15 protein-coding genes and 1 pseudogene are annotated in these 20710 nt (G+C 71.7%); 3 read left to right on the top strand and 13 right to left on the bottom strand.

The window, feature by feature from the left end; genetic code table 11:
• Positions 1–41: 41 nt before the first annotated feature.
• The 6 genes from AB0L74_RS00245 to hrcA form a co-directional block, all read right to left on the bottom strand.
• Complete coding sequence (locus tag AB0L74_RS00245; RefSeq protein WP_365643625.1) at positions 42–3293, bottom strand: S41 family peptidase; 3252 nt, start codon at positions 3291–3293, stop codon at positions 42–44.
• Positions 3294–3364: 71 nt separating this feature from the next.
• Positions 3365–3904 (bottom strand): hypothetical protein, encoded by a 540-nt coding sequence (locus AB0L74_RS00240; RefSeq protein ID WP_365643622.1) that lies wholly within the window; start codon positions 3902–3904, stop codon positions 3365–3367.
• Positions 3905–4025: 121 nt separating this feature from the next.
• Positions 4026–4775: a 16S rRNA (uracil(1498)-N(3))-methyltransferase gene (locus tag AB0L74_RS00235; RefSeq protein ID WP_365643619.1), complete on the bottom strand. Its 750-nt coding sequence runs from the start codon at positions 4773–4775 to the stop codon at positions 4026–4028.
• A complete protein-coding gene (locus AB0L74_RS00230; RefSeq protein ID WP_365643616.1) occupies positions 4772–5857 on the bottom strand; it encodes a nitronate monooxygenase in 1086 nt (361 codons plus the stop codon). The genes AB0L74_RS00235 and AB0L74_RS00230 overlap by 4 nt, the downstream gene beginning before the upstream one ends.
• 230 nt (positions 5858–6087) lie before the next feature.
• The gene (dnaJ, locus tag AB0L74_RS00225) at positions 6088–7224 is read right to left on the bottom strand and encodes a molecular chaperone DnaJ (RefSeq protein ID WP_365643613.1); all 1137 of its coding nucleotides are present in this window, start codon (positions 7222–7224) and stop codon (positions 6088–6090) included.
• A complete protein-coding gene (gene hrcA, locus AB0L74_RS00220; protein ID WP_365643610.1) occupies positions 7225–8241 on the bottom strand; it encodes a heat-inducible transcriptional repressor HrcA in 1017 nt (338 codons plus the stop codon).
• A gap of 150 nt (positions 8242–8391) precedes the next feature.
• Between hrcA and AB0L74_RS00215 the strand changes: the two genes are divergently transcribed.
• Positions 8392–9117, top strand: a complete 726-nt coding sequence (locus AB0L74_RS00215; RefSeq protein ID WP_365643608.1) for an MBL fold metallo-hydrolase — start codon at positions 8392–8394, stop codon at positions 9115–9117.
• A gap of 97 nt (positions 9118–9214) precedes the next feature.
• The gene (locus tag AB0L74_RS00210) at positions 9215–10018 is read left to right on the top strand and encodes a DUF3097 domain-containing protein (RefSeq protein WP_365644458.1); all 804 of its coding nucleotides are present in this window, start codon (positions 9215–9217) and stop codon (positions 10016–10018) included.
• Here the strand turns inward: AB0L74_RS00210 and AB0L74_RS00205 are convergent.
• From AB0L74_RS00205 to lepA, 4 genes are all read right to left on the bottom strand, one after another.
• Positions 9996–10574 carry a Uma2 family endonuclease gene (locus AB0L74_RS00205; protein WP_365643605.1) on the bottom strand — a complete coding sequence of 193 codons (579 nt, stop codon included), beginning with the start codon at positions 10572–10574 and terminating at the stop codon, positions 9996–9998. The genes AB0L74_RS00210 and AB0L74_RS00205 overlap by 23 nt on opposite strands.
• A gap of 101 nt (positions 10575–10675) precedes the next feature.
• Complete coding sequence (gene hemW, locus AB0L74_RS00200; protein ID WP_365643602.1) at positions 10676–11908, bottom strand: radical SAM family heme chaperone HemW; 1233 nt, start codon at positions 11906–11908, stop codon at positions 10676–10678.
• Between the two features lie 84 nt (positions 11909–11992).
• The gene (locus AB0L74_RS00195) at positions 11993–13867 is read right to left on the bottom strand and encodes an AMP-dependent synthetase/ligase (protein ID WP_365643599.1); all 1875 of its coding nucleotides are present in this window, start codon (positions 13865–13867) and stop codon (positions 11993–11995) included.
• Positions 13868–14127: 260 nt separating this feature from the next.
• On the bottom strand, positions 14128–15996 hold the full coding sequence (gene lepA / locus AB0L74_RS00190; RefSeq protein WP_365643596.1) for a translation elongation factor 4: 1869 nt from the start codon (positions 15994–15996) through the stop codon (positions 14128–14130).
• A 245-nt stretch (positions 15997–16241) separates the two neighbouring features.
• Between lepA and rpsT the strand changes: the two genes are divergently transcribed.
• Complete coding sequence (gene rpsT / locus AB0L74_RS00185) at positions 16242–16508, top strand: 30S ribosomal protein S20 (protein WP_365643593.1); 267 nt, start codon at positions 16242–16244, stop codon at positions 16506–16508.
• A gap of 309 nt (positions 16509–16817) precedes the next feature.
• Here the strand turns inward: rpsT and AB0L74_RS00180 are convergent.
• The 3 genes and pseudogenes from AB0L74_RS00180 to AB0L74_RS00170 all read right to left on the bottom strand — a co-directional run.
• Positions 16818–17167 (bottom strand): annotated as a pseudogene (locus tag AB0L74_RS00180) (DNA polymerase III subunit delta); the annotation flags it as partial.
• A 7-nt stretch (positions 17168–17174) separates the two neighbouring features.
• Complete coding sequence (locus AB0L74_RS00175) at positions 17175–18674, bottom strand: peptide ligase PGM1-related protein (RefSeq protein WP_365643591.1); 1500 nt, start codon at positions 18672–18674, stop codon at positions 17175–17177.
• Entirely contained in the window at positions 18671–20146 is a 1476-nt protein-coding gene (locus AB0L74_RS00170) for a class I SAM-dependent methyltransferase (RefSeq protein ID WP_365643588.1), read from the bottom strand. Before AB0L74_RS00170 ends, AB0L74_RS00175 begins: the two co-directional genes overlap by 4 nt.
• Positions 20147–20710 lie beyond the last annotated feature (564 nt).

Here is a 20710-nt window from a genome sequence, read left to right as displayed (position 1 = left end):
CTCCTCACGCCCGGTGATCATGTACCGGTGCATCGTAGCGACTATGGCCTGTCGTCAAGGGCGGGCAGGGTGGGCGGCGTCCTGGCCGGGGTCTCCTCCAGCGCCGCCAGCGCGAGCCGGATCGCCTCGTCGAGCTGCGCGTCGCGGCCCGCCGCGTGGTCCTGCGGGCGCTGCACCACCTCCACGTCCGGGTCCACGCCGTGGTTCTCCACGCCCCACTCGCAGCCCTCCATCCAGAAGGCGTACTTGGGCTGGGTGATCAGCGTGCCGTCGACGAGGCGGTAGCGGCTGTCGATGCCGATGACCCCGCCCCAGGTCCGGGTGCCCACCACCGGGCCGAGCCCGAGGGCCTTGATCGCGGCGTTGACGATGTCGCCGTCGGAGCCGGAGAACTCGTTGGCGACGGCGACGACCGGGCCGCGGGGCGCGTCCTGCGGATAGCTCTGCGGCCGCATGCCGCGCGGCACCGACCAGCCGACGACCCGGCGGGCGAGCTTCTCCACGACCAGCTGGGAGGTGTGCCCGCCGCGGTTCTCGCGCACGTCGACGACGAGCCCCTCGCGGGCGACCTCCACCCGCAGATCGCGGTGGAGCTGCGCCCAGCCGGAACCGACCATGTCGGGGACGTGCAGATAGCCGAGCCGGCCGCCGGACCGCTCGTGGACGTAGGCCCGCCGGTCGGCGACCCAGGCGTGGTAGCGCAGGGGTTCCTCGTCGGCGACGGGCACGACCACCGCGTGCCGCGGCTCGCCGCCGCCGGACGGCGAGACCGTCAGCTCCACCGGCTTGCCCGCCGTGCCGGCCAGCAGCGGGCCGGGCCCGGTGACCGGGTCGACGCCCTGCCCGGCGACGGCGAGGATCGCGTCCCCCGGGCGGACCGCGACACCGGGCGCGGCGAGCGGGGAGCGGGCCTCGGGGTCGGAGGTCTCCGAGGGCAGGACGCGGTCGACGCGCCAGGTGCCGTCCTCGTGCCGGGACAGGTCGGCGCCGAGCAGGCCCTGCGGGGCGCCGCCGCCGAAGCCGCCGCCGGGGATGACGTAGGCGTGCGAGGTGCCCAGCTCGCCGTGCACCTCCCACAGCAGGTCCACCAGGTCGTCGTGGGTGGCGACGCGGTCAAGGACCGGCCGGTAGCGGTCCAGGACGGCGTCCCAGTCGACGCCGTTCATGTCCGGCCGCCAGAACTGGTCCCGCATGACGCGGCCGGTCTCCTCGTACATCTGCCGCCACTCGGCCGCCGGGTCCACCGTCTGCCGGACGCGGGTCAGGTCGACGGTGATGTTGGTGTCGCTGTCGTCGTCGCCGGAGGCCCGCCGGTCGCTGGGGACGACCTTCAGCCGGCCGTCGGTCCGCATCAGCACCCGCTTGCCGTCGCCGCTGACCTCGAAGCGGTCGACGTCGCCGGCCAGGTGCTCCAGGCGCTGCTGGGCGAGGTCGTAGCGCTCCAGCTCGGTGTGCGGGTCCGGGTCGTCCGGGGTGGCGCGGGAGGCGCCGAGCACACCGGTCACCGGGTGGCGCAGCCACAGCACGCCGTCCTTGGCGGCGCGCAGGTTGGAGTAGCGGGCGGCCTCGACGGGGAAGGGCACGATCCGGTCGGCCAGGCCCTCCAGGTCGACGCGGGTGGCGGGGGTGCCCTCGCTGTCGGGGGTCTCCTCCCGGTGGTCGGAGGTGTCGAAGGGGCGGCCGTGCCGCTGCGGCCCGAACGGCGAGGGCGTGGTCGCGGCCAGCGTGATCAGGTACGGGCGGGCGCCCTCCACGAAGGCCAGGTCGAAGACGTGCTCGTCGTAGACCGGGTCGAAGGAGCGGGTGGACAGGAAGGCGAGGTGCTTGCCGTCCAGGGTGAACGCCGGGGCGTAGTCGCGGAACCGCAGCGGGGTCGCCTCGGTGACCGACAGGTCGGTGGTGTGGGCCAGTTTCAGCTGGCGCAGGGGGTCCGGCCCGGGGTGCGACCAGGCGAGCCAGGCCGAGTCGGGCGAGAAGGTGAGCCCGGAGGCGTCGCCGTGCTCGCTGCGGTCGACCTCGCGGACCTCGCCCGTCGCGCGTTCGACGAGCAGGACCCGACCGTCGTGGGAGGCGACGGCGGCGCGGCTGCCGTCCGGGGCCATCGCCAGCCCCAGGACCCGGCCGAGCCGCCCGGCGGCGATCCGGCGCGGGGTGGCGCCGGGCGCGAGCCCGGTGGCGGGCGCGAACTCCAGGGCGTCGTCGCCCTCGGCGTCCGTCACCCACACCACCCACTCCTCGCCGTCGGCGCGGAAGACGCGCGGCAGCCGGGCCCGGACGCCGGGCCGCACCGACAGCGCGCGGGCCGGGCCCGAGCGGTGGGTGACCCAGTGCACGCCGCCGCGTACGGCGACGGCGCTGCCCCGCGCGGTGTGGTCCGGGAAGGCGGACCCGAACCAGCGGGCGGCGTTGAGCTGGAACGGCTGGAGGTCGACGCGCGGGCCGCCGAGCCGGACGGCGAGCCGGCGCGGCTCGGCGCCGTCCAGGTCGTCCAGCACCCACAGTTCCCCGGCGCTGGAGTACACGACCCGGGTGCCGTCGGTGGCGGCGTGCCGGGCGTAGAAGCCGCCGAGGGGGGTGTGCCGCCGCAGACCGGAGCCGTCGGGCAGGGAGGAGTACAGCGCGCCGGTGCCCTCGTGGTCGGAGAGGAACGCCACCCTCTCCCCCACCCACAGCGGGTACTCGATGTTCCCGTCCAGCTCCTCGTGCAGCCGGACGAACTCCCCGGCGCCTTCCGCTCCCGGGCCTTCCTCTCCCGGGGAGGACCGGTCGATCCACAGCTTGCCCGCCGTGCCGCCCCGGTACCGCTTCCACCAGGCCGCCTCGCGGGTCATCACCGACGACAGCAGCACCGTGCCGTCCGGGCCGTGGGCGACGTCGCCGACGGGCCCGTAGGGCAGGGTCCGCGCGGGGCCTCCGTCGAGGGGGACGGCACGGGCCCAGGTGCGGCGCGCGCCGGCCTGTCCATGGGCGCTGATGGCGAGCACCCGGCCGTCCGGCGTCCAGCCCCGCACCTGGGTGCGCCAGTTCCCCCAGTACGTCAGGCGCCTGGCGGGTCCGCCGTCGACCGGGGCGACATGCACCTCGGGGGCGCCGTCGCGGGTGGAGGTCCAGGCGACGGTGGTGCCGTCGGGGGCGACGCGCGGGTGGGACACGGGCACGTTGTCGGCGCTCACCCGCCAGGCCCGGCCGCCGTCGAGCGGGGCCAGCCATACGTCGTCCTCGGCGGTGAAGGCCACCAGGTCGCCGTGCGGGTGCGGGTAACGGAGGTAGGCAGACGATGCGGACTGGGTCACCCGATCACCCTATGCAGCACGGGCCCCGCTGGACAGAGGGCGGGTTCGCCCGCCACCCGCCCTCACCGGCGTCACTTCCCCTCCACCGGCAGGCACTTGGGGTCGCCCTGGCACCACAGGGTCCTGGTGACCGTGACGGTGGGCCCCGGCCGCCCCGGGGCGGAGTCGGGCGCGGGCGGCGCGGGCGTCGCGTCGCAGTCGCCCAGCCCGTCGACGCGCAGCCACCGCTCGCCGCCCACCTCGGCGGTGAGGTCACCGCGGACGCAGGCCCCGTCGACCACGCGGGTCACCTCGCCGTCGACGGTGATGTCCCCGCCGTCGCTCGTCTCGCCCTCGCAGGCGACGGAGGCGACGGTCCTCCCCGGGGCCGAACGCGCCGACGCCGTACCGTCGTCGCCGTAGGAGGCGTCGCAGGTCAGCCAGCGCACATTCGCCTCGCGCCGGTCCAGTTCCCGCGTCACCGACTCGTCGGTCGTGTACGCCACCGACACGGAGCTCAGCCCGCCCGGATCGCAGGCGACGGCCCCGGCCACGGCGACGGCCGCGAACACGCCCGCGATCGCCGTCCGCCGTCCGCGCGGTCCCCGCCGGACCGGCCTCGACGCCCCCATGAAGGGCAGACTGCCACCGCCCCGCCCGGACGGTAGAGCGCATACGGCCACGCGCGCGCCGGTGCGGCCGCCCGCCGGGCCGCCCGGCCGGAGGTCCGCCGGAGGTCGGCCGGACGGTCCGTCAGCTCCAGCGGCCGGTGCGGGCCAGCAGCACCGCCGTGGCGGCCGTACCTGCGGTCGAGGTGCGCAGCACGCTGGGGCCGAGCCGGTAGGGCCGCGCGCCCGCCCGCGCGAACGCCTCCAGCTCCTCGGGGGAGACGCCGCCCTCGGGGCCGACGACCAGCACGATCTCGCCGGAGGCGGGGAGGTCGGCGGTGGCCAGGGGGAGCTCGCCGGACTCGTGGAGGACGGCGGCGAAGTCGGCCCCGGCCAGCAGCGCGGCGACCTGCTTGGTCGTGGCCGCGTCCGCGACCTCGGGGAAGCGGACCCGGCGGGACTGCTTGCCCGCCTCCCGGGCCGTCGCCCGCCACTTGGCCAGCGCCTTCAGCCCGCGCTCGCCCTTCCACTGGGTGACGCAGCGGGCCGCCGCCCAGGGCACGATCGCGTCCACGCCGACCTCGGTCATCGTCTCCACGGCGAGTTCGCCGCGGTCGCCCTTGGGCAGCGCCTGGACGACGGTGACGCGGGGCCGCCCGGGAGGTTCCTCGCGCACGCTCGCCAGCCCCGCCACGACGAGCCGGTCCTTGCCCTCGGCGGCCTTCACCACGCCCTCCGCCCAGCGTCCCCGCCCGTCGGTGAGGACGACGTCCTCACCGGGCCGCAGCCGCTTGACGGAGACGGCGTGCCGGCCCTCGGGGCCGTCCAGCACGTACTCCCCGCCCGGCAGGTCCGCCGGCCCGAGGGAGTCCACCACGAACACCGGCGCCGTCATCGGCCCGCACCTCCCGCCGGGCGACCCGGCAACGTCGTGACGGCGGTCGCGAGTTCGGCCGCCAGTACCTCCACCAGCCGCCCCGCGGGCAGCTCCCGGGCCATCCGGTGGCCCTGCCCCGCCCACAGCGCCATGCCCTGCGCGTCGCCCGCCCCGGCCGCCGCCGCCCGCAGCGGCGCGGTGAGGTGGTGGACGTCCGGGTAGGCGGCGGGGGCGTACCGGCCGTGCTCGCGCAGGAAGCGGTTGACCAGGCCGCGCGCCGGGCGCCCGGAGAACGCGCGGGTCAGCTCCGTACGGACGAACAGCGGGTCGGTCAGGGCCCGCTTGTGCAGGTCGTGCGCGCCGGACTCGTCGGTGGCGAGGAAGGCGGTGCCCAGCTGGGCGGCGCTCGCGCCCGCGGCGAGCACCGCGGCGATCTGCCCGCCGCGCATGAGGCCGCCGGCGGCGACGACCGGCAGGCTCACCGCCTCGCGCACCTGGGCGACCAGCGTCAGCAGCCCGGTGCCGGAGCCGTCCGCCTCCGGCACGTCCCGGTGGGTGCCCTGGTGGCCGCCGGCCTCCACGCCCTGCGCGATCACCGCGTCCGCCCCGGCCCGTTCCACGGCCCGGGCCTCGTCCGCGGTGGTCGCGGTGACCAGGGTGAGGGTGCCGGCGCGGCGCAGGGCGTCGAGGACCTCGCGGCCCGGGCAGCCGAAGTGGAAGGAGACCACCGGCACCGGGTTGTCCAGCAGCACCGCCAGCTTGGCGTCGTAGCCGTCGTCCCGGCCGCTGTCGGGGTCGCCGAGCTCGGTCTCGTACCAGGCGGCCTCGCCCGCGAGCTGGTGGGCGTAGACGCCGACGGCGGCGGGGTCGGCCGTCTCCGGCTGCGGCACGAACACGTTGACGCCGAAGGGCCGGTCCGTCAGCCCGCGGAGCTGCTTGATCTCCTGGTACATCCCGTCGGCCGTCTTGTACCCGGCGGCCAGGAACCCGAGCCCGCCCGCCTCGCTCACGGCGGCGGCGAGCCGCGGCACGGAGACACCGCCCGCCATGGGGGCCTGCACGATCGGCAGGGGGAACAGATCGGTCAGCGCGGAGGACATGACCGCATGGTGTCACGTCCCGGGCACCCGTCCGAATCCGCCCGCCCACCGGCATAAGCCGACGGCACGGGCTCTCGCGGGGCACCCGGCGGCGCCTCCGGAACGCGCCCTTCCGGCCGCGCGGACGCCGACCGCCGTCCGCCGGCCGGTTCCGGCCGCGCAGGCGCGAGGGGCGGTCTCCGGGGTCCGGGGCCGCCCCTCGCGCCTGCGCCTACGCCTACGCCTACGCCTCAGCGTCCGTTGAACGCGTCCTTCAGCCGCGAGAACAGCCCCTGCTGGCCGGGCTGGAACTGGCCCTGCGGCCGCTCCTCGCCGCGCAGCTTGGCCAGCTCGCGCAGCAGGCGCTCCTGCTCGGGGTCCAGCTTGGTCGGGGTCTGCACCTCGACGTGGACGATGAGGTCGCCGCGCCCGCCGCCGCGCAGATGCGTGACGCCCCGGCCGTGCAGCGGGATCGACTGGCCGGACTGGGTGCCCGGGCGGATGTCGACCTCCTCCCGGCCGTCGAGCGTCTCCAGCGGCACCTTGGTGCCGAGGGCCGCCGCCGTCATCGGGAGGGTGACCGTGCAGTGCAGGTCGTCACCGCGGCGCTGGAACGCCGGGTGGGGGAGCTCGTGGATCTCCACGTACAGGTCGCCGGCGGGACCGCCGCCGGGGCCGACCTCGCCCTCCCCGGCGAGCTGGATGCGGGTGCCGTTGTCGACACCGGCGGGGATCTTGACGGTGAGGGTCCGGCGGGAGCGGATCCGGCCGTCACCGGCGCACTCCGGGCACGGCGTCGGGACGACCGTGCCGAAGCCCTGGCACTGGGGGCAGGGACGCGACGTCATGACCTGGCCCAGGAAGGACCGGGTGACCTGGGAGACCTCACCGCGGCCGCGGCACATGTCACAGGTCTGGGCGGACGTGCCCGGCGCGGCGCCCTCACCGCTACAGGTGGCGCACACCACCGCGGTGTCGACCTGGATGTCCTTGGTCGTGCCGAAGGCCGCCTCGTCCAGCTCGACCTCGATGCGGATCATCGCGTCCTGGCCGCGGCGGGTGCGCGAGCGCGGCCCGCGCTGCGACGCCGTGCCGAAGAACGCGTCCATGATGTCCGAGAAGTTCCCGAAGCCGCCGGCCCCGAAGCCCCCCGCGCCGGCCCCGCCGGACTGCGAGAGCGGGTCGCCGCCGAGGTCGTAGACCTGCTTCTTCTGCGGGTCCGACAACACCTCGTAAGCGGCGTTGATCTCCTTGAACCGCTCCTGCGTCTTCGGATCGGGGTTGACGTCCGGGTGCAGCTCGCGAGCGAGCCGCCGGAACGCCTTCTTGATCTCTTCCTGCGACGCGTCGCGGCGCACGCCGAGTACGGCGTAGTAGTCCGTGGCCACCTACGACTCCGCCAGGATCTGTCCGACGTACCGTGCCACTGCGCGTACCGCTCCCATCGTTCCCGGGTAGTCCATGCGGGTCGGTCCGACCACGCCGAGCTTGGCGACAGCCTCGCCGCCCGAACCGTAGCCGACCGACACGACGGACGTGGAGTTGAGTCCTTCGTGGGCGTTCTCGTGACCGATACGGACGGTCACGCCCGGATCCTGCGCCTCGCCGAGCAGCTTCAGGAGGACGACCTGCTCCTCCAGCGCCTCCAGCACCGGCCGGATCGTGAGGGGGAAGTCGTGCGAGAAGCGGGTGAGATTGGCGGTACCGCCGATCATGAGCCGCTCCTCGTTCTCCTCGACGAGGGTCTCCAGCAGAGTGGAGAGCACCGTGGAGACCGTACCGCGGTCCTCGACCTCGAAGGCGTCGGGGAGGTCCTCCACCAGGCCCGGCACATCCGTGAACCGGCGGCCCGCGACCCGGCTGTTCAGCCGCGCGCGCAGATCCGCCAGGGACGTCTCGCCGAAGGGCGCCGGGCAGTCGACCACCCGCTGCTCGACCCGCCCGGTGTCCGTGATCAGCACGAGCATCACACGGGCCGGCGCGAGGGAGAGCAGCTCCACGTGCCGCACGGTCGAACGGGTCAGCGACGGGTACTGGACGACGGCGACCTGCCGGGTCAGCTGCGCGAGCAGCCGCACCGTGCGCGCCACCACGTCGTCGAGATCGACGGCGCCCTCGAGGAAGTTCTGGATCGCGCGCCGCTCGGGCGCGGTCATCGGCTTGACCCCGGCCAGCTTGTCCACGAACAGCCGGTAGCCCTTGTCGGTGGGGATTCGCCCCGCACTGGTGTGCGGCTGGGCGATGTACCCCTCGTCCTCCAGGGCCGCCATGTCATTGCGCACCGTGGCCGGGGAGACGCCGAGGTTGTGCCGCTCGGTGAGCGCCTTGGAGCCGACGGGCTCCTCGGTGCCGACATAGTCCTGGACGATGGCGCGCAGCACCTGAAGCCTGCGTTCACTGAGCATCGCGCACACCTCCAGAAGTCGTCCGCCGGGTCTCTTCCCTGTTTTCGCCTGGCACTCGGCGCGTGCGAGTGCCAACCTTCCCCGGCCCAGTGTACGGCGGTGAGGTACGTCCCCGGCAAGGCTGGTCCCGTGCCCGCTAGCGTCGCCGGTATGAGGGTGACTTGGGAAGAGCAGGGGTGGGAGAGGGTGGCGCCCGGGACCGGGCGGTGCCGGCTGCCGGTGTGGGACTGCACGGTGGGGCTCGTGACCGGCCGGGACGCGGCGTTGCTGATCGACGCCGGTTCGAGCCTCGGGGAGGGCGCGCGGCTGCGCGCGCGGGCGCGGCGGCTGGCCGGGCGCCGTGTGACGCATCTCGCGCTGACCCACCCGCACTTCGACCACGTCCTCGGCGCGGCGGCGTTCCCGGGCGCGGAGGTGTTCGGCGCGGCGGGGATCGGCGCGGCGCTCGCCCGCGGCCGGGAGGAGCTGCGCGCGGACGCGGTGGCCAACGGGCTGGACGCGCGGCGGGCGCGGAAGGCGGCGCGGGCGCTGGTCCCCGTGGGCCACGAGGTGCGCGGCGAGCACACCCTCGACCTGGGCGGCGGCCGGCGGGTGCTGCTGGCCGACGTGGGCCCCGGGCACACCGCCCACGACCTGGCGGTGGTGGTGCCGGGCGACCCGGCGGTGGTCTTCTGCGGCGACCTCGTCGAGGAGTCCGGCGAGCCGCAGGCCGGCCCCGACGCCGTGCCGTCCCGCTGGCCGGCCGCCCTGGACCGGCTGCTGGACCTGGGCGGCGAGGACGCGCTGTACGTACCCGGCCACGGGGCGGTGGTGGACGCGGCGTTCGTGCGGCGGCAGCGGGACGCGCTGGCGGGGCGCTTCGGCGTGTCGCGTTGAACGGGTCCCGCGGACCCCTCCTATCGTCGGAAGAATGCGCCCACCCGTCTCCCGCCACCGCCCTTCCAGCGAGGGCCCTTCGGGCCCGCGCCCCCGTGTGTACTCCGCCGACCTGACCCCACCCTGGAAGAAGCCCCGGCCGGTCCCGGAGGTACCGGCCGAACCGGGCCTGGTGGTCGAGGAGCCCGCTACCGGCTTCTGCGGGGCGGTGATCCGCTGCGAGGCGGGCACGGTCACCCTGGAGGACCGCTTCGGCAAGCACCGGGTGTTCCCGATGGAGCCGCGGGGCTTCCTGCTGGAGGGCAAGGTGGTCACGCTGGTACGGCCGCCGTCGGGACCGGCGCGGCCCACCCGCACGGCGTCCGGCTCGGTGGCGGTGCCCGGCGCCCGCGCGCGCGTGGCCCGCGCCGGCCGCATCTACGTCGAGGGGCGGCACGACGCCGAGCTGGTCGAGAAGGTGTGGGGCGACGACCTGCGCGTCGAGGGCGTGGTCGTGGAGTACCTGGAGGGCGTCGACGACCTGCCGTCGATCGTGGCCTCCTTCGCCCCCGGCCCGGACGCCCGCCTCGGCGTCCTGGTGGACCATCTGGTGCCGGGCTCGAAGGAGTGGCGCATCGCGCGGTCGGTGACCAGCGAGCACGCCCTGGTGGTGGGCCACCCCTTCATCGACGTCTGGGAGGCGGTCAAGCCGTCCTCCCTCGGTATCGAGGCATGGCCGCGGGTGCCGCGCGGGCAGGACTGGAAGACGGGGGTGTGCCGGGCACTGGGCTGGCCGCAGAACACGGGGGCGGCCTGGCAGCACATCCTGGGGCGGGTGCGGTCCTACAAGGACCTGGAGCCGGAGCTGCTGGGCAGGGTGGAGGAACTGATCGACTTCGTCACGGATAGCGGTGGGGCCTGACACCGGGGAGCGTCCCGAACTCGCTCGTGTCCAGTTCGATCCCCAGAACCTCCAGCGGCAGCGGGTCACCGAACTTGGCGATCCGCTGCGCCCGGTAGTCGGCGCCCTCACCCTCGCCCGCGGGCTCCGTCAGCAGCACGCACTGCGCCATGACCGGATCGAGGATGAGGTAGGCGGGCACCTTCCCCGCCGCGTAAATCGACCGCTTGACCGCGTAGTCCTGGTGGACGCTGGACTTGGAGACGACCTCCACGACCATCGTGACCAGGGGAGACGGCAGCAGGCGCCCGGAATCGGGCCTGAGATCACGCCGCAGGACCACCAAGTCCGGCACGGGCTCACTGGCCTCGCCGGGGATGTCGACGTCCTGCGTCTGGAGACGAGACCACCTCTTGCGCGGAATCTGGTCCAACACGTCTTCCACGATCATGTTGTGCACCAGATCACGGCCGGCCATCAGCACGACTACCCCCCGGAAAAGCTCGGCTTTGACGCCCTCGGGAGGCTCGAACTCCTCGAAGAACTTCGTCATCCCGCGCTCGTCCACAGCGGTCATCTCCGTGGCCCTCCACATCCGCCGCGTCCTGTCGGCGGCAGCCTACGAACCAGGCTAGGGGTCGAACTCGCATTCCGTGGTGATTCACTCCGCCAGATGAATCAGTCCACCAGATCCCGGACCACCGCGTCCGCCAGCAGCCGCCCCCGCAGGGTGAGCACGGCCCGTCCCCGCTCGTAGGGCTCCTCCTGGAGCAGCCCGTCCGACAGCGCGCGGCGGGCGGCCGCCAGGCCCTCCCGCCGCAGCAGCGACAGGGGCACCCCCTCCCGCAGCCGCAGCTCCAGCAGGATCCGCTCCACCCGGCGGTCCTCCTCGCTCAGCAGCTCGCGCCCGGCGCCGGGCGACCGCCCGGCCGCCAGGGCCGCCGCGTAGGCGCCGGGGTGCTTCACATTCCACCACCGCACACCGCCGACGTGGCTGTGCGCGCCGGGTCCCGCGCCCCACCAGTCGGCGCCCCGCCAGTACAGCTCGTTGTGCAGGCAGCGGGCCGCTTCCGAGGTCGCCCAGTTCGACACCTCGTACCACGCGAAACCGGCCGCGGACAGGGTCTCCTCGGCGATCAGGTAGCGGTCGGCGTGGACGTCGTCGTCGGTCATCGGGACCTCGCCGCGGCGGATGCGGCGGGCGAGCTGCGTGCCCTCCTCGACGATCAGCGCGTAGGCGGAGACGTGATCCGGTCCGGCGCCGAGGGCCGCGTCCAGGGAGGCCCGCCAGTCGTCGTCGGACTCGCCGGGGGTGCCGTAGATCAGGTCCAGGTTGACGTGGTCGAAGCCGGCCGCGCGGGCCTCGGCCACGCACGCCTCCGGCCGTCCGGGGGTGTGGGTGCGGTCGAGCACCCTCAGCACATGCCGCCGGGCGCTCTGCATGCCGAAGGAGATCCGGTTGAAGCCGCCCTCGCGGAGTTCGGCGAGGTAGGCCGGGCCGACCGACTCCGGGTTGGCCTCCGTGGTGATCTCGGCGTCCGCCGCCAGCCCGAACTCGTCGCGGATCGCGCGCAGCATCCGTACGAGGTCGCCGGCGGCCAGCAGCGTCGGCGTGCCGCCCCCGACGAACACCGTGCGGACCTCGCGGGGGTCGTCGCCGAGCACCTTGCGGGCGAGGCGGATCTCGTCGGTCAGCGTCTGGGCGTAGTTGTCGCGGGAGGCGAGGACGCCGCCGGTGCCGCGCAGCTCGGTGGCGGTGTAGGTGTTGAAGTCGCAGTAGCCGCAGCGGGTGGCGCAGTACGGGACGTGCAGGTAGAAGCCGAGGGGCCGGTCGGCGGCCCCGGCCAGCGCGGACGCGGGCAGGGCGCCGTCGGCGGGGACGGGTTCGCCGTCGGGGAGTGCGGAGGGCATGGGTTCCATTGTCCAGCACCGGGCGGCGTTCCCCGCGCCGGGAACCCCGCCTCCGGTCCGCCCCCGGCTCCCCTCCCGGGGCCGCTACGCCTCGCGCGTCCCCTCGTACATCTCGTCGATCAGGTGCCGGTACTCCCGCTCGACGACCGGCCGCTTCAGCTTCAGGCTCGGGGTGATCTCGCCGTGCTCGACGTCGAGGTCGCGCGGCAGCAGCCGGAACTTCTTGATCGTCTGCCAGCGCTGGAGGCCCTCGTTGAGCTGCCGGACGTAACCGTCGACCATCTCCACGGTGGCGGGCGCGGCGACGATCTCCGCGTACGGCTTGCCCTCCAGGCCGTTCTCCGCGGCCCACTCGGTGATCGCGTCCGCGTCCAGGGCGATCAGCGCGGTGCAGAAGTTCCGGTCGGCGCCGTGCACGAGGATGTTGGAGACGTAGGGGCACAGCGCCTTGAACCGGCCCTCGACCTCGGCGGGCGCGACGTACTTGCCGCCGGAGGTCTTGATGAGGTCCTTCTTCCGGTCGGTGATGCGCAGGTAGCCGTCGGGGGACAGCTCGCCGATGTCGCCGGTGTGGAACCAGCCGTCCGGCTCCAGCGCCTCGGCGGTCTTCTCGGGCAGCTTGTGGTAGCCCTGCATGATGCCGGGGCCGCGCAGCAGGATCTCGCCGTCGTCGGCGACGCGCACCTCGGTGCCGGGCAGCGGCTTGCCGACCGTGCCGATGCGGTACGCCTCGCCGGGGTTGACGAAGGAGGCGGCGGAGGACTCGGTGAGGCCGTAGCCCTCCAGGATGTGGATGCCGGCGCCGGAGAAGAAGTAGCCGATGTCGGGCGCGAGGGCGGCGCTGCCCGACACGCAGGCGCGCAGGTTGCCGCCGAACGCCTCGCGGATCTTGGCGTAGACGAGGGTGTCGGCGACCTTGTGCTTCGCCGACAGGCCGAAGGGGGCGCTCGCGGTGCCGGTGCGGCGGAAGTTGTCCTGGGTGACCTTGGCGTACTCCCGGGCGACCTCGGCGGCCCACTGGAAGATCTTGTACTTGGCGGCACCGCCCGCCTTCGCCTTGGCCGCGACGCCGTTGTAGACCTTCTCGAAGATGCGGGGCACGGCCGCCATGTACGTCGGCTGGACCACCGGAAGGTTCTCGATGATCTTGTCGACGCGGCCGTCGACGGCGGTGACGTGGCCGACCTCGATCTGGCCGGAGGTCAGCACCTTGCCGAAGACGTGCGCGAGCGGCAGCCACAGGTACTGCACGTCGTCGCCGGTGATCAGTCCGGTCGCGGCGATCGCCTTCGCCATGTAGGACCAGCTGTCGTGCGGGAGGCGGACGCCCTTGGGCCGGCCGGTGGTGCCGGAGGTGTAGATGAGGGTGGCGAGCTGGTCCTTAGTGATCGCGCCGACCCGCTCCTGGACCAGCTCGGGCTCCTTCTCCAGGCGGGCCGCGCCGCGGCTCTCCAGCTCGGCGAGCGTGAGCACCCCCTCGCCGGTCTCGGCGCCCTCGCCGTCGATGACGACGATGTGCGTCAGCTCGGGCAGCTCGTCGCGCTTGGCGCGGGCCTTGGCCAGCTGCTCGGCGTTCTCCGCGATGAGCACCCGGCTCCCGGAGTCCGACAGGATGTACGCCGACTCCTCGGCGTTGGTCTGCGGGTAGACGGTGGTCGTGGCGGCGCCCGCGCACATGATCCCGAGGTCGGCCAGGATCCACTCGATCCGCGTGGACGAGGCCAGCGCCACCCGCTGCTCCGGCCGCACCCCGAGCTCGATCAGCCCGGCCGCGATGGCGGTGACCCGCTCGGCGGCCCGCGCCCAGCTCAGCGACTTCCAGTCGTCCGGGCCCTGTCCGGAGGCGGGGGGAACCGGGTAACGGTACGCCTCGGCGTCCGGCGTGGCCGCCACGCGCTCCAGGAAGAGGCCCGCCACGGACGGCGGACGTTTCTCGATCAGTGTCTGTGCGTCGCTCACGACATCCTCCGGGCCCGCGACAGTGCGGCTGGCTCAGGTGCGGCTGGTCTCCCTCGCGAGCCGTTGTTTAACTCACGAGTAACTATCGAGCAGGGATCAGAGTAAAGGCCGCCCGGCCGGTGCGTAAGACTCCGCGCCCTGCCACTTCCTCCTCTCCTTCCTCACCGTTCCCTGGAGGATGCCCGAGAGTACGCGCGGGGGCCCGCCGCACTTTCGTACGACGGGCCCCACGGCGTCCGTTTCGTCCGGTCGGCGTCCGGTTACTTCTTGCCCTTGGCCGATCCCGCGCTGTCATCGCTGGAGAGAACGGCGATGAAGGCCTCCTGGGGGACCTCCACGGAACCCACCATCTTCATCCGCTTCTTGCCTTCCTTCTGCTTCTCCAGCAGCTTCCGCTTACGGGAGATGTCACCGCCGTAGCACTTGGCGAGGACGTCCTTGCGGATGGCGCGGATGGTCTCGCGGGCGATCACCCGGGAACCGATGGCGGCCTGCACCGGCACCTCGAAGTTCTGCCGCGGGATGAGCTCCTTCAGCTTGGCGACGAGCCGGACGCCGTAGGCGTACGCCTGGTCCTTGTGGGTGATCGCCGAGAAGGCGTCCACCTTGTCGCCGTGCAGCAGGATGTCGACCTTGACGAGCGTGCTGCTCTGCTCGCCGGTGGGCTCGTAGTCCAGCGACGCGTATCCGCGGGTCTTGGACTTCAGCTGGTCGAAGAAGTCGAAGACGATCTCGGCCAGCGGCAGGGTGTAGCGGATCTCGACGCGGTCCTCGGACAGGTAGTCCATGCCGAGCAGGGTGCCGCGCCGGGTCTGGCACAGCTCCATGATCGCGCCGATGAACTCGGTCGGCGCGAGGATGGTGGCCCGCACGACCGGCTCGAAGACCTCCTGGATCTTGCCCTCGGGGAACTCGCTGGGGTTGGTCACCGTGTGCTCGGTGCCGTCCTCCATGATCACGCGGTAGACCACGTTCGGCGCGGTGGCGATCAGGTCGAGGCCGAACTCGCGCTCCAGGCGCTCCCGGATCACGTCCAGGTGGAGCAGGCCCAGGAAGCCGACGCGGAAGCCGAAGCCGAGAGCGGCGGAGGTCTCCGGCTCGTAGACCAGCGCGGCATCGTTCAGCTGGAGCTTGTCCAGGGCCTCGCGCAGCTCGGGGTAGTCGGAGCCGTCCAGCGGGTAGAGCCCGGAGAAGACCATGGGCTTGGGGTCCTTGTACCCCCCGAGCGCCTCCGTGGCTCCCTTGTGCTGGCTGGTGACGGTGTCGCCGACCTTGGACTGGCGGACGTCCTTCACACCGGTGATGAGGTAGCCCACCTCGCCGACGCCGAGACCGTCGGCCGGCAGCATCTCCGGCGAGTTGACACCGATCTCCAGGAGCTCGTGCGTGGCGCCGGTGGACATCATCCGGATCCGCTCGCGCTTGTTGAGCTGGCCGTCGATGACACGGACGTACGTCACGACGCCCCGGTAGGAGTCGTAGACGGAGTCGAAGATCATCGCGCGGGCGGGGGCGTCGGCGACGCCGACCGGGGCGGGGACCTCGGCGACGACCTTGTCCAGCAGCGCCTCGACGCCGAGCCCGGTCTTCGCGGAGACCTTGAGCACGTCGCCGGGCTCGCATCCGACCAGGTTGGCGAGTTCCTCGGCGAACTTCTCGGGCTGCGCGGCCGGCAGGTCGATCTTGTTCAGCACGGGGATGATCGTGAGGTCGTTCTCCATCGCCAGGTAGAGGTTGGCGAGGGTCTGGGCCTCGATGCCCTGGGCGGCGTCGACGAGGAGGATGGTCCCCTCACAGGCGGCCAGCGACCGCGACACCTCGTAGGTGAAGTCGACGTGCCCCGGGGTGTCGATCATGTTGAGGATGTGCGTGTTGCTCTTGTCGTGGGTGGGGGCCCACGGAAGGCGCACCGCCTGGGACTTGATCGTGATGCCGCGCTCGCGCTCGATGTCCATGCGGTCGAGGTATTGGGCGCGCATCTGCCGCTGCTCGACCACACCGGTCAGCTGGAGCATCCGGTCGGCGAGCGTGGACTTGCCGTGGTCGATGTGCGCGATGATGCAGAAATTGCGGATCAGAGCCGGGTCGGTACGGCTCGGCTCGGGCACATGGCTAGGGATCGCGGGCACGCAGGGTCCTGATTCTTGAGGCGTCCGCAGTGTCTGCGGTCTCGGGTCGGATCGATACGTAGCTTCCATGGTCCCACGGGCGCGGACCGGTGACTGGTTTGGGCCGCACAATCGTCCGCTGGTAGTCTGAGTGGCTGTGTCTCGTGCCCTCTCCGCAGGAGGCACGCCTTCAAGAAATCACCGGCGCGTGAGACGGACCGCCCGCGGCCCCGTTCTCGCGTGCCTGAACCTGTAGAGGCTCATTCGTGGCGAACATCAAGTCCCAGATCAAGCGGATCAAGACCAACGAGAAGGCCCGGCTGCGCAACAAGGCCGTCAAGTCCTCCCTGAAGACCGCGATCCGCAAGGCCCGCGAGGCCGCTGCCGCGGGTGACGCCGAGAAGGCCGTCGAGTACCAGCGCGCCGCCGCGCGTCAGCTGGACAAGGCTGTCTCCAAGGGCGTCATCCACAAGAACCAGGCCGCCAACAAGAAGTCGGCGCTGGCGCAGAAGGTCGCGTCCCTCAAGGGCTGAACCTTTTTGATCTGACCGGATCTGACCGGATCCTCTGTGGATCCAGCCGCCGGAAGGACCCCGAGCGGGCCCTCTCTCATCCGCTCCCGACCGGCACCCCGGATCCGCGCGCGGCCTGCGTTCGCCACGCGGGCGCGGATCCAGCAGCTTCACCCGAAGGCCCCGCCGCCCCGCCCTTCCCCAGGGCGGGCGACGGGGCCTTCGGCCTGCCGGCGGGGTCCGTGTCCGGTCGCCGCCTCCCCGTCCCGGGCGATACGTCGGCCGTACGTACCTACCAGTCCCCTCCGGCCGGGGGCCGGGGCGACCGGATCACTGCCCCCTGCCCCGGGACCGCGCGGCCCGCGCGATGGTCACGACCGCCCTCCCAGGGCGTACTCGGGGTCGTCCCCGCCGCCCTTCACCCCGGCGTCGGCCTCGGCCACCGCCCGCAGCGCCACGGCCACCCCGTCCGGCGTCCAGCCGCGCATCTGCTGCCGCACCCGGTCGATCTTCCACGGGGGCATCCCGAGCTCACGGGCCAGATCGGCCGGCCGCCCGCCGCGCGCCGACGACAGCTTGCCGATCGCCCGCACCCCCTGGGCCAGCGCGCTGGTGATCATCACCGGCGCCACCCCGGTCGCCAGCGACCAGCGCACCGCCTCCAGCGCCTCCGCCGCCCGCGAAATCTCACTGGAGTACTTGATGCCTACTCGGCTCCACAAGGTCGTTGATGAGTTCCCGAAGGCCCCGCATCAAGGTTCTCGCCTCGGCCTGGTTTGCGCCGATGCATACCGCGCCGAATTTCCCGTAACTGACGGCGGCGCTCATCATGTGCAGCACGACTCCCGTTTTACGCGTGGGATCGTAACCGAGACGCGATCCGGTGACCGCCCGGATCAATTGGGTCGGGCGTAGTCCCACATAGCGAGGGTCCATGATGCTGTCCGACGCCTCGTAGACACGCTCCGAACCATCGACGAGCAACCGCCCGTCTTCCGTGACGGAAACCCCGAGCAGCCCCTTGACCGTGGTGAAGGCGTGCTTCGTACCTGTGGCACGCAGATTGAGTTCGCATCCTAGGAGCCGCCATCCGGCAGAGGTGCGCAGTGCCAGAAAGTCGACTCCGTAGTCACCGCTGTCGACCCCGTGTTCTAGGAGGGCCCGGCCGATCCGTACCCCGTAGTCGATGAGCGTCCGCCGGTATTCGGCGCTCGCCGGGAAGAAGCACCCTGTGTAGGTCTGGCCGTGGGCGCTGAGCACTTGGTCATGGGTCGAGACCGCCTCTATCCCGCCCTCGGCGGTGAGCCTGCCCTGGAAGCTGGGGCTGCGGACCGCACCGCCCTCGATCCATTCTTCCGCGATGGCACCGGATTCTTCGATCATCCCGGCGAAGTCGTTCCATGTGATTTTGGTGTCCACCAAGGTGGCATGAGGTAGTGCGGCGAGGACCTGCTCGGTCAGAGCGGCATCGTCGCTCGCCCCGGGTGACATGAGACCGCCGAGATCCAGCAACGCATTACCGAGACCGCCCCCGTAGGCGGTGCTGTTGAGCTTGATGACCACTGCGCGATGCCCCGATCGCGCCATTCGGGCCACCTCCTCGGCGAGTTCGGTAGCGTTGCGGCACAGCCCGGTGCCCGCGGGAACGTCGATGCCGACGCTAGTGAAGAGTTGGCGGCCGGCGTGCTTGGTCCCCAGGGGGATGTGGGATGAGTGCGACTGGTTACCGGGCACTCCCAGGGTACGGGCGAAGCGCTCAAGCGGCTCGGACGGTTCGAAATAACTCAGCTGGACATCGGCGCCATTGCGCCGTTCCCTGTCCACGAACTCGCGGATCACCGCACGGACCCGTGCGGCCTGTGGGTTTTCGGGGTCGAGAACCTTCTCACTCAGCCAGCGGGAGGTGACATCGTTCAGACCCACGATGTGGATCCGAGCCCTGCCGCTGTCGCGGCCACCGCCCAGCAGTCCGAGGTAGTAGTCCACCTGCTGATGGGCTTCGATCATCGGCGGCGCCGTCACGTAAAGGAGGTGGCCGCCGGCTCGGCACACCGTGTTGATGATCGCTGATCCCACCAGACGCTCCGGAAAGAACGTCGCGCCGGTCAGTCGCTCCAGGAGCTGCGGGCTGCATTCTCGGCTCTCGATGGAGACTTGAGCCGGATAGCAGCTTGGCTCTCTCGTCATGACGGCCCGATGGTGACGTCCGAGGGGCGCCCGTTGCGCAGCGCGAAGACGTGCGTGCCCGCGTCGAGATCGCTGGTCCCCAAGGTGGCGTGCACTCGCTTGTGCCCGATGACCTCCAGTCCCTCATCCTCGGCGAGGGTCATGAAGTTCTCCGGATACGTCTTGCGCTCGACGTCGTAATCGATGCCGGCCACCAGAGCTTCGAGTTCCAGCACCGTGAACCGTACGCGATGCCATGGACTGTCGTTGCCGCGGTAGAAGAACCGCTCAAGGCGCACTTCGTCGAGGAGCTTGTGCAGCGCTCCCGGCGCTCTTCGATCGACGTCGCGTATGGCCCGCAGCCTGCGTTGCTCCGCCAGCGGAAGGTCCTCTTCACGGATGTGGGCGAGGGCCTGTTCGATATAAGCAAAGTGATGGTCTGTGATAATTCTCGATCGCTCGGCGGCGGACCTGAACTTCGCGATCATCTCATCGGCGACGATGATCAGTCCGCCCTGCGCGGTGTGCCGCTTCATACCTCGCAGAAACATGCGGGTATCCAGATGGTGCGAGGCTCCCACGGAGACGGTGAGAGGGTAGTCGTTACGCCCGGAGAATTCAGTGATGCCGGTGTTGTGCGCAGTGATGTGGTGTCGCGAGGTGTTCCGTAGCAAGTGCGGGAATGCCGCCTTGCTGGGTTCCACCGCGTCGATCTCGGCATCCGGGAACATCTCGGCGAGCATGACCGTCGATAGACCGGGCCCGCTGCCGACATCAAGGATGGAGTCGGCCAGTTGCCGGGAATACGTGCGCACCATGCGGCCGAGTTCCACCATCTGCACCGCATACGCGGGGTGAGTGGCCTCGAAGAGCGCATACTCGTCAACGCTGATCCGTGATTCCCAGGTCTCCGTGAATCTACCGTCCACAGGCCGCTTGCTGGTGGCCGCAGGGTCGTTGAGTTCCAGATCCGGCTCGTAGTCGCATACGAACTGCGGAACCGCTGGTATTCCCATGCGGTTCAGCACGTCGGAAGCCAAGGTGGCAACCAGCCAGCTGTCGTGCTTCAACAACCCCGCGATACGGCCAGGCTCCTCGGTCGGCCCCCCGGTCGACACAAGCTCCATCAACCGCTCGGCTTGCTTCCAGACTTCGGCCGCACCTTCGGGAGGAGGCACCATGTGATCGTGGTCCGCGGGGGTCGCCGGGCCTATACGGTGACCGCATACGAGGACGGAGCCCGCCAGCCACTCCACAGTCACGATCGCTCGCGCCACCCATACATCGATGCCGGTCTCCCGGCAGGAGTACGGCGCCTCAACGCAGTCCGCGTAGTGCGTGATGCGCTCGCTCAATTCGCACCAGGACGCCTCGGTCGCCAGGTAAAGGACTCGGCTGGGCAAGCCGTTCTGGCACTCCTGGACCACCTTGGCGACGACATCTTCGATGCATTCGACCGAATCGATCACCGGCACGGGATGCAAGGTGGCCATCGTTACCTCCTTCAAGGTGGAACCCCAGCGCGCGAGGTGGCAGCACCGCGCGCCTCACGAGCACCGCCCCGAAGCCTGATGCGCATTCCGATTCACCTGCCTATCGACGGTAGCCGCTCTCGCCAGGGGCGGCCACACGGGAAACCCACCCTTCGTCGGCCCAGGATTTCGCCGCCTTCGCGGATTACACCGATCGGGTGGCGGATCGACCAATCACCACGGATGCGCCTCCGGGGCGCAGCGGTGATCCCCTGAGCTCTCAGGGGATCCAGTCCAGTGGGCGGCTTTTCGGCTACCACGACACCATCACGACCGGCGCCATGGCCTTGTCCATGGCGTACGGGTTCCGTGCCGCCCCGGACAAGGACTGTAGGTCGTCATGGTCCGGGCCCCCGATCATCGTGAGGGCCTTTCCGCTCCGTGCCAGCGCGACGTCGACGCCCATCCGCGCCCCGGTGGCGTGGAATCAGTTCGTTCACCTCACTGCGCGGTTCGTCGATCTCCTTCGCCAAGGGCACGCTGGTGTCCTGCCGGAGCGGACGCCACGCACCGGTGCTGACCTGG

Source organism: Streptomyces sp. NPDC052020 (genome assembly GCF_040680575.1).
Classification (GTDB): domain Bacteria; phylum Actinomycetota; class Actinomycetes; order Streptomycetales; family Streptomycetaceae; genus Streptomyces.
Note: the sequence above shows the minus strand (reverse complement) of the source record. Positions and strands in the feature narration are given on the sequence as shown.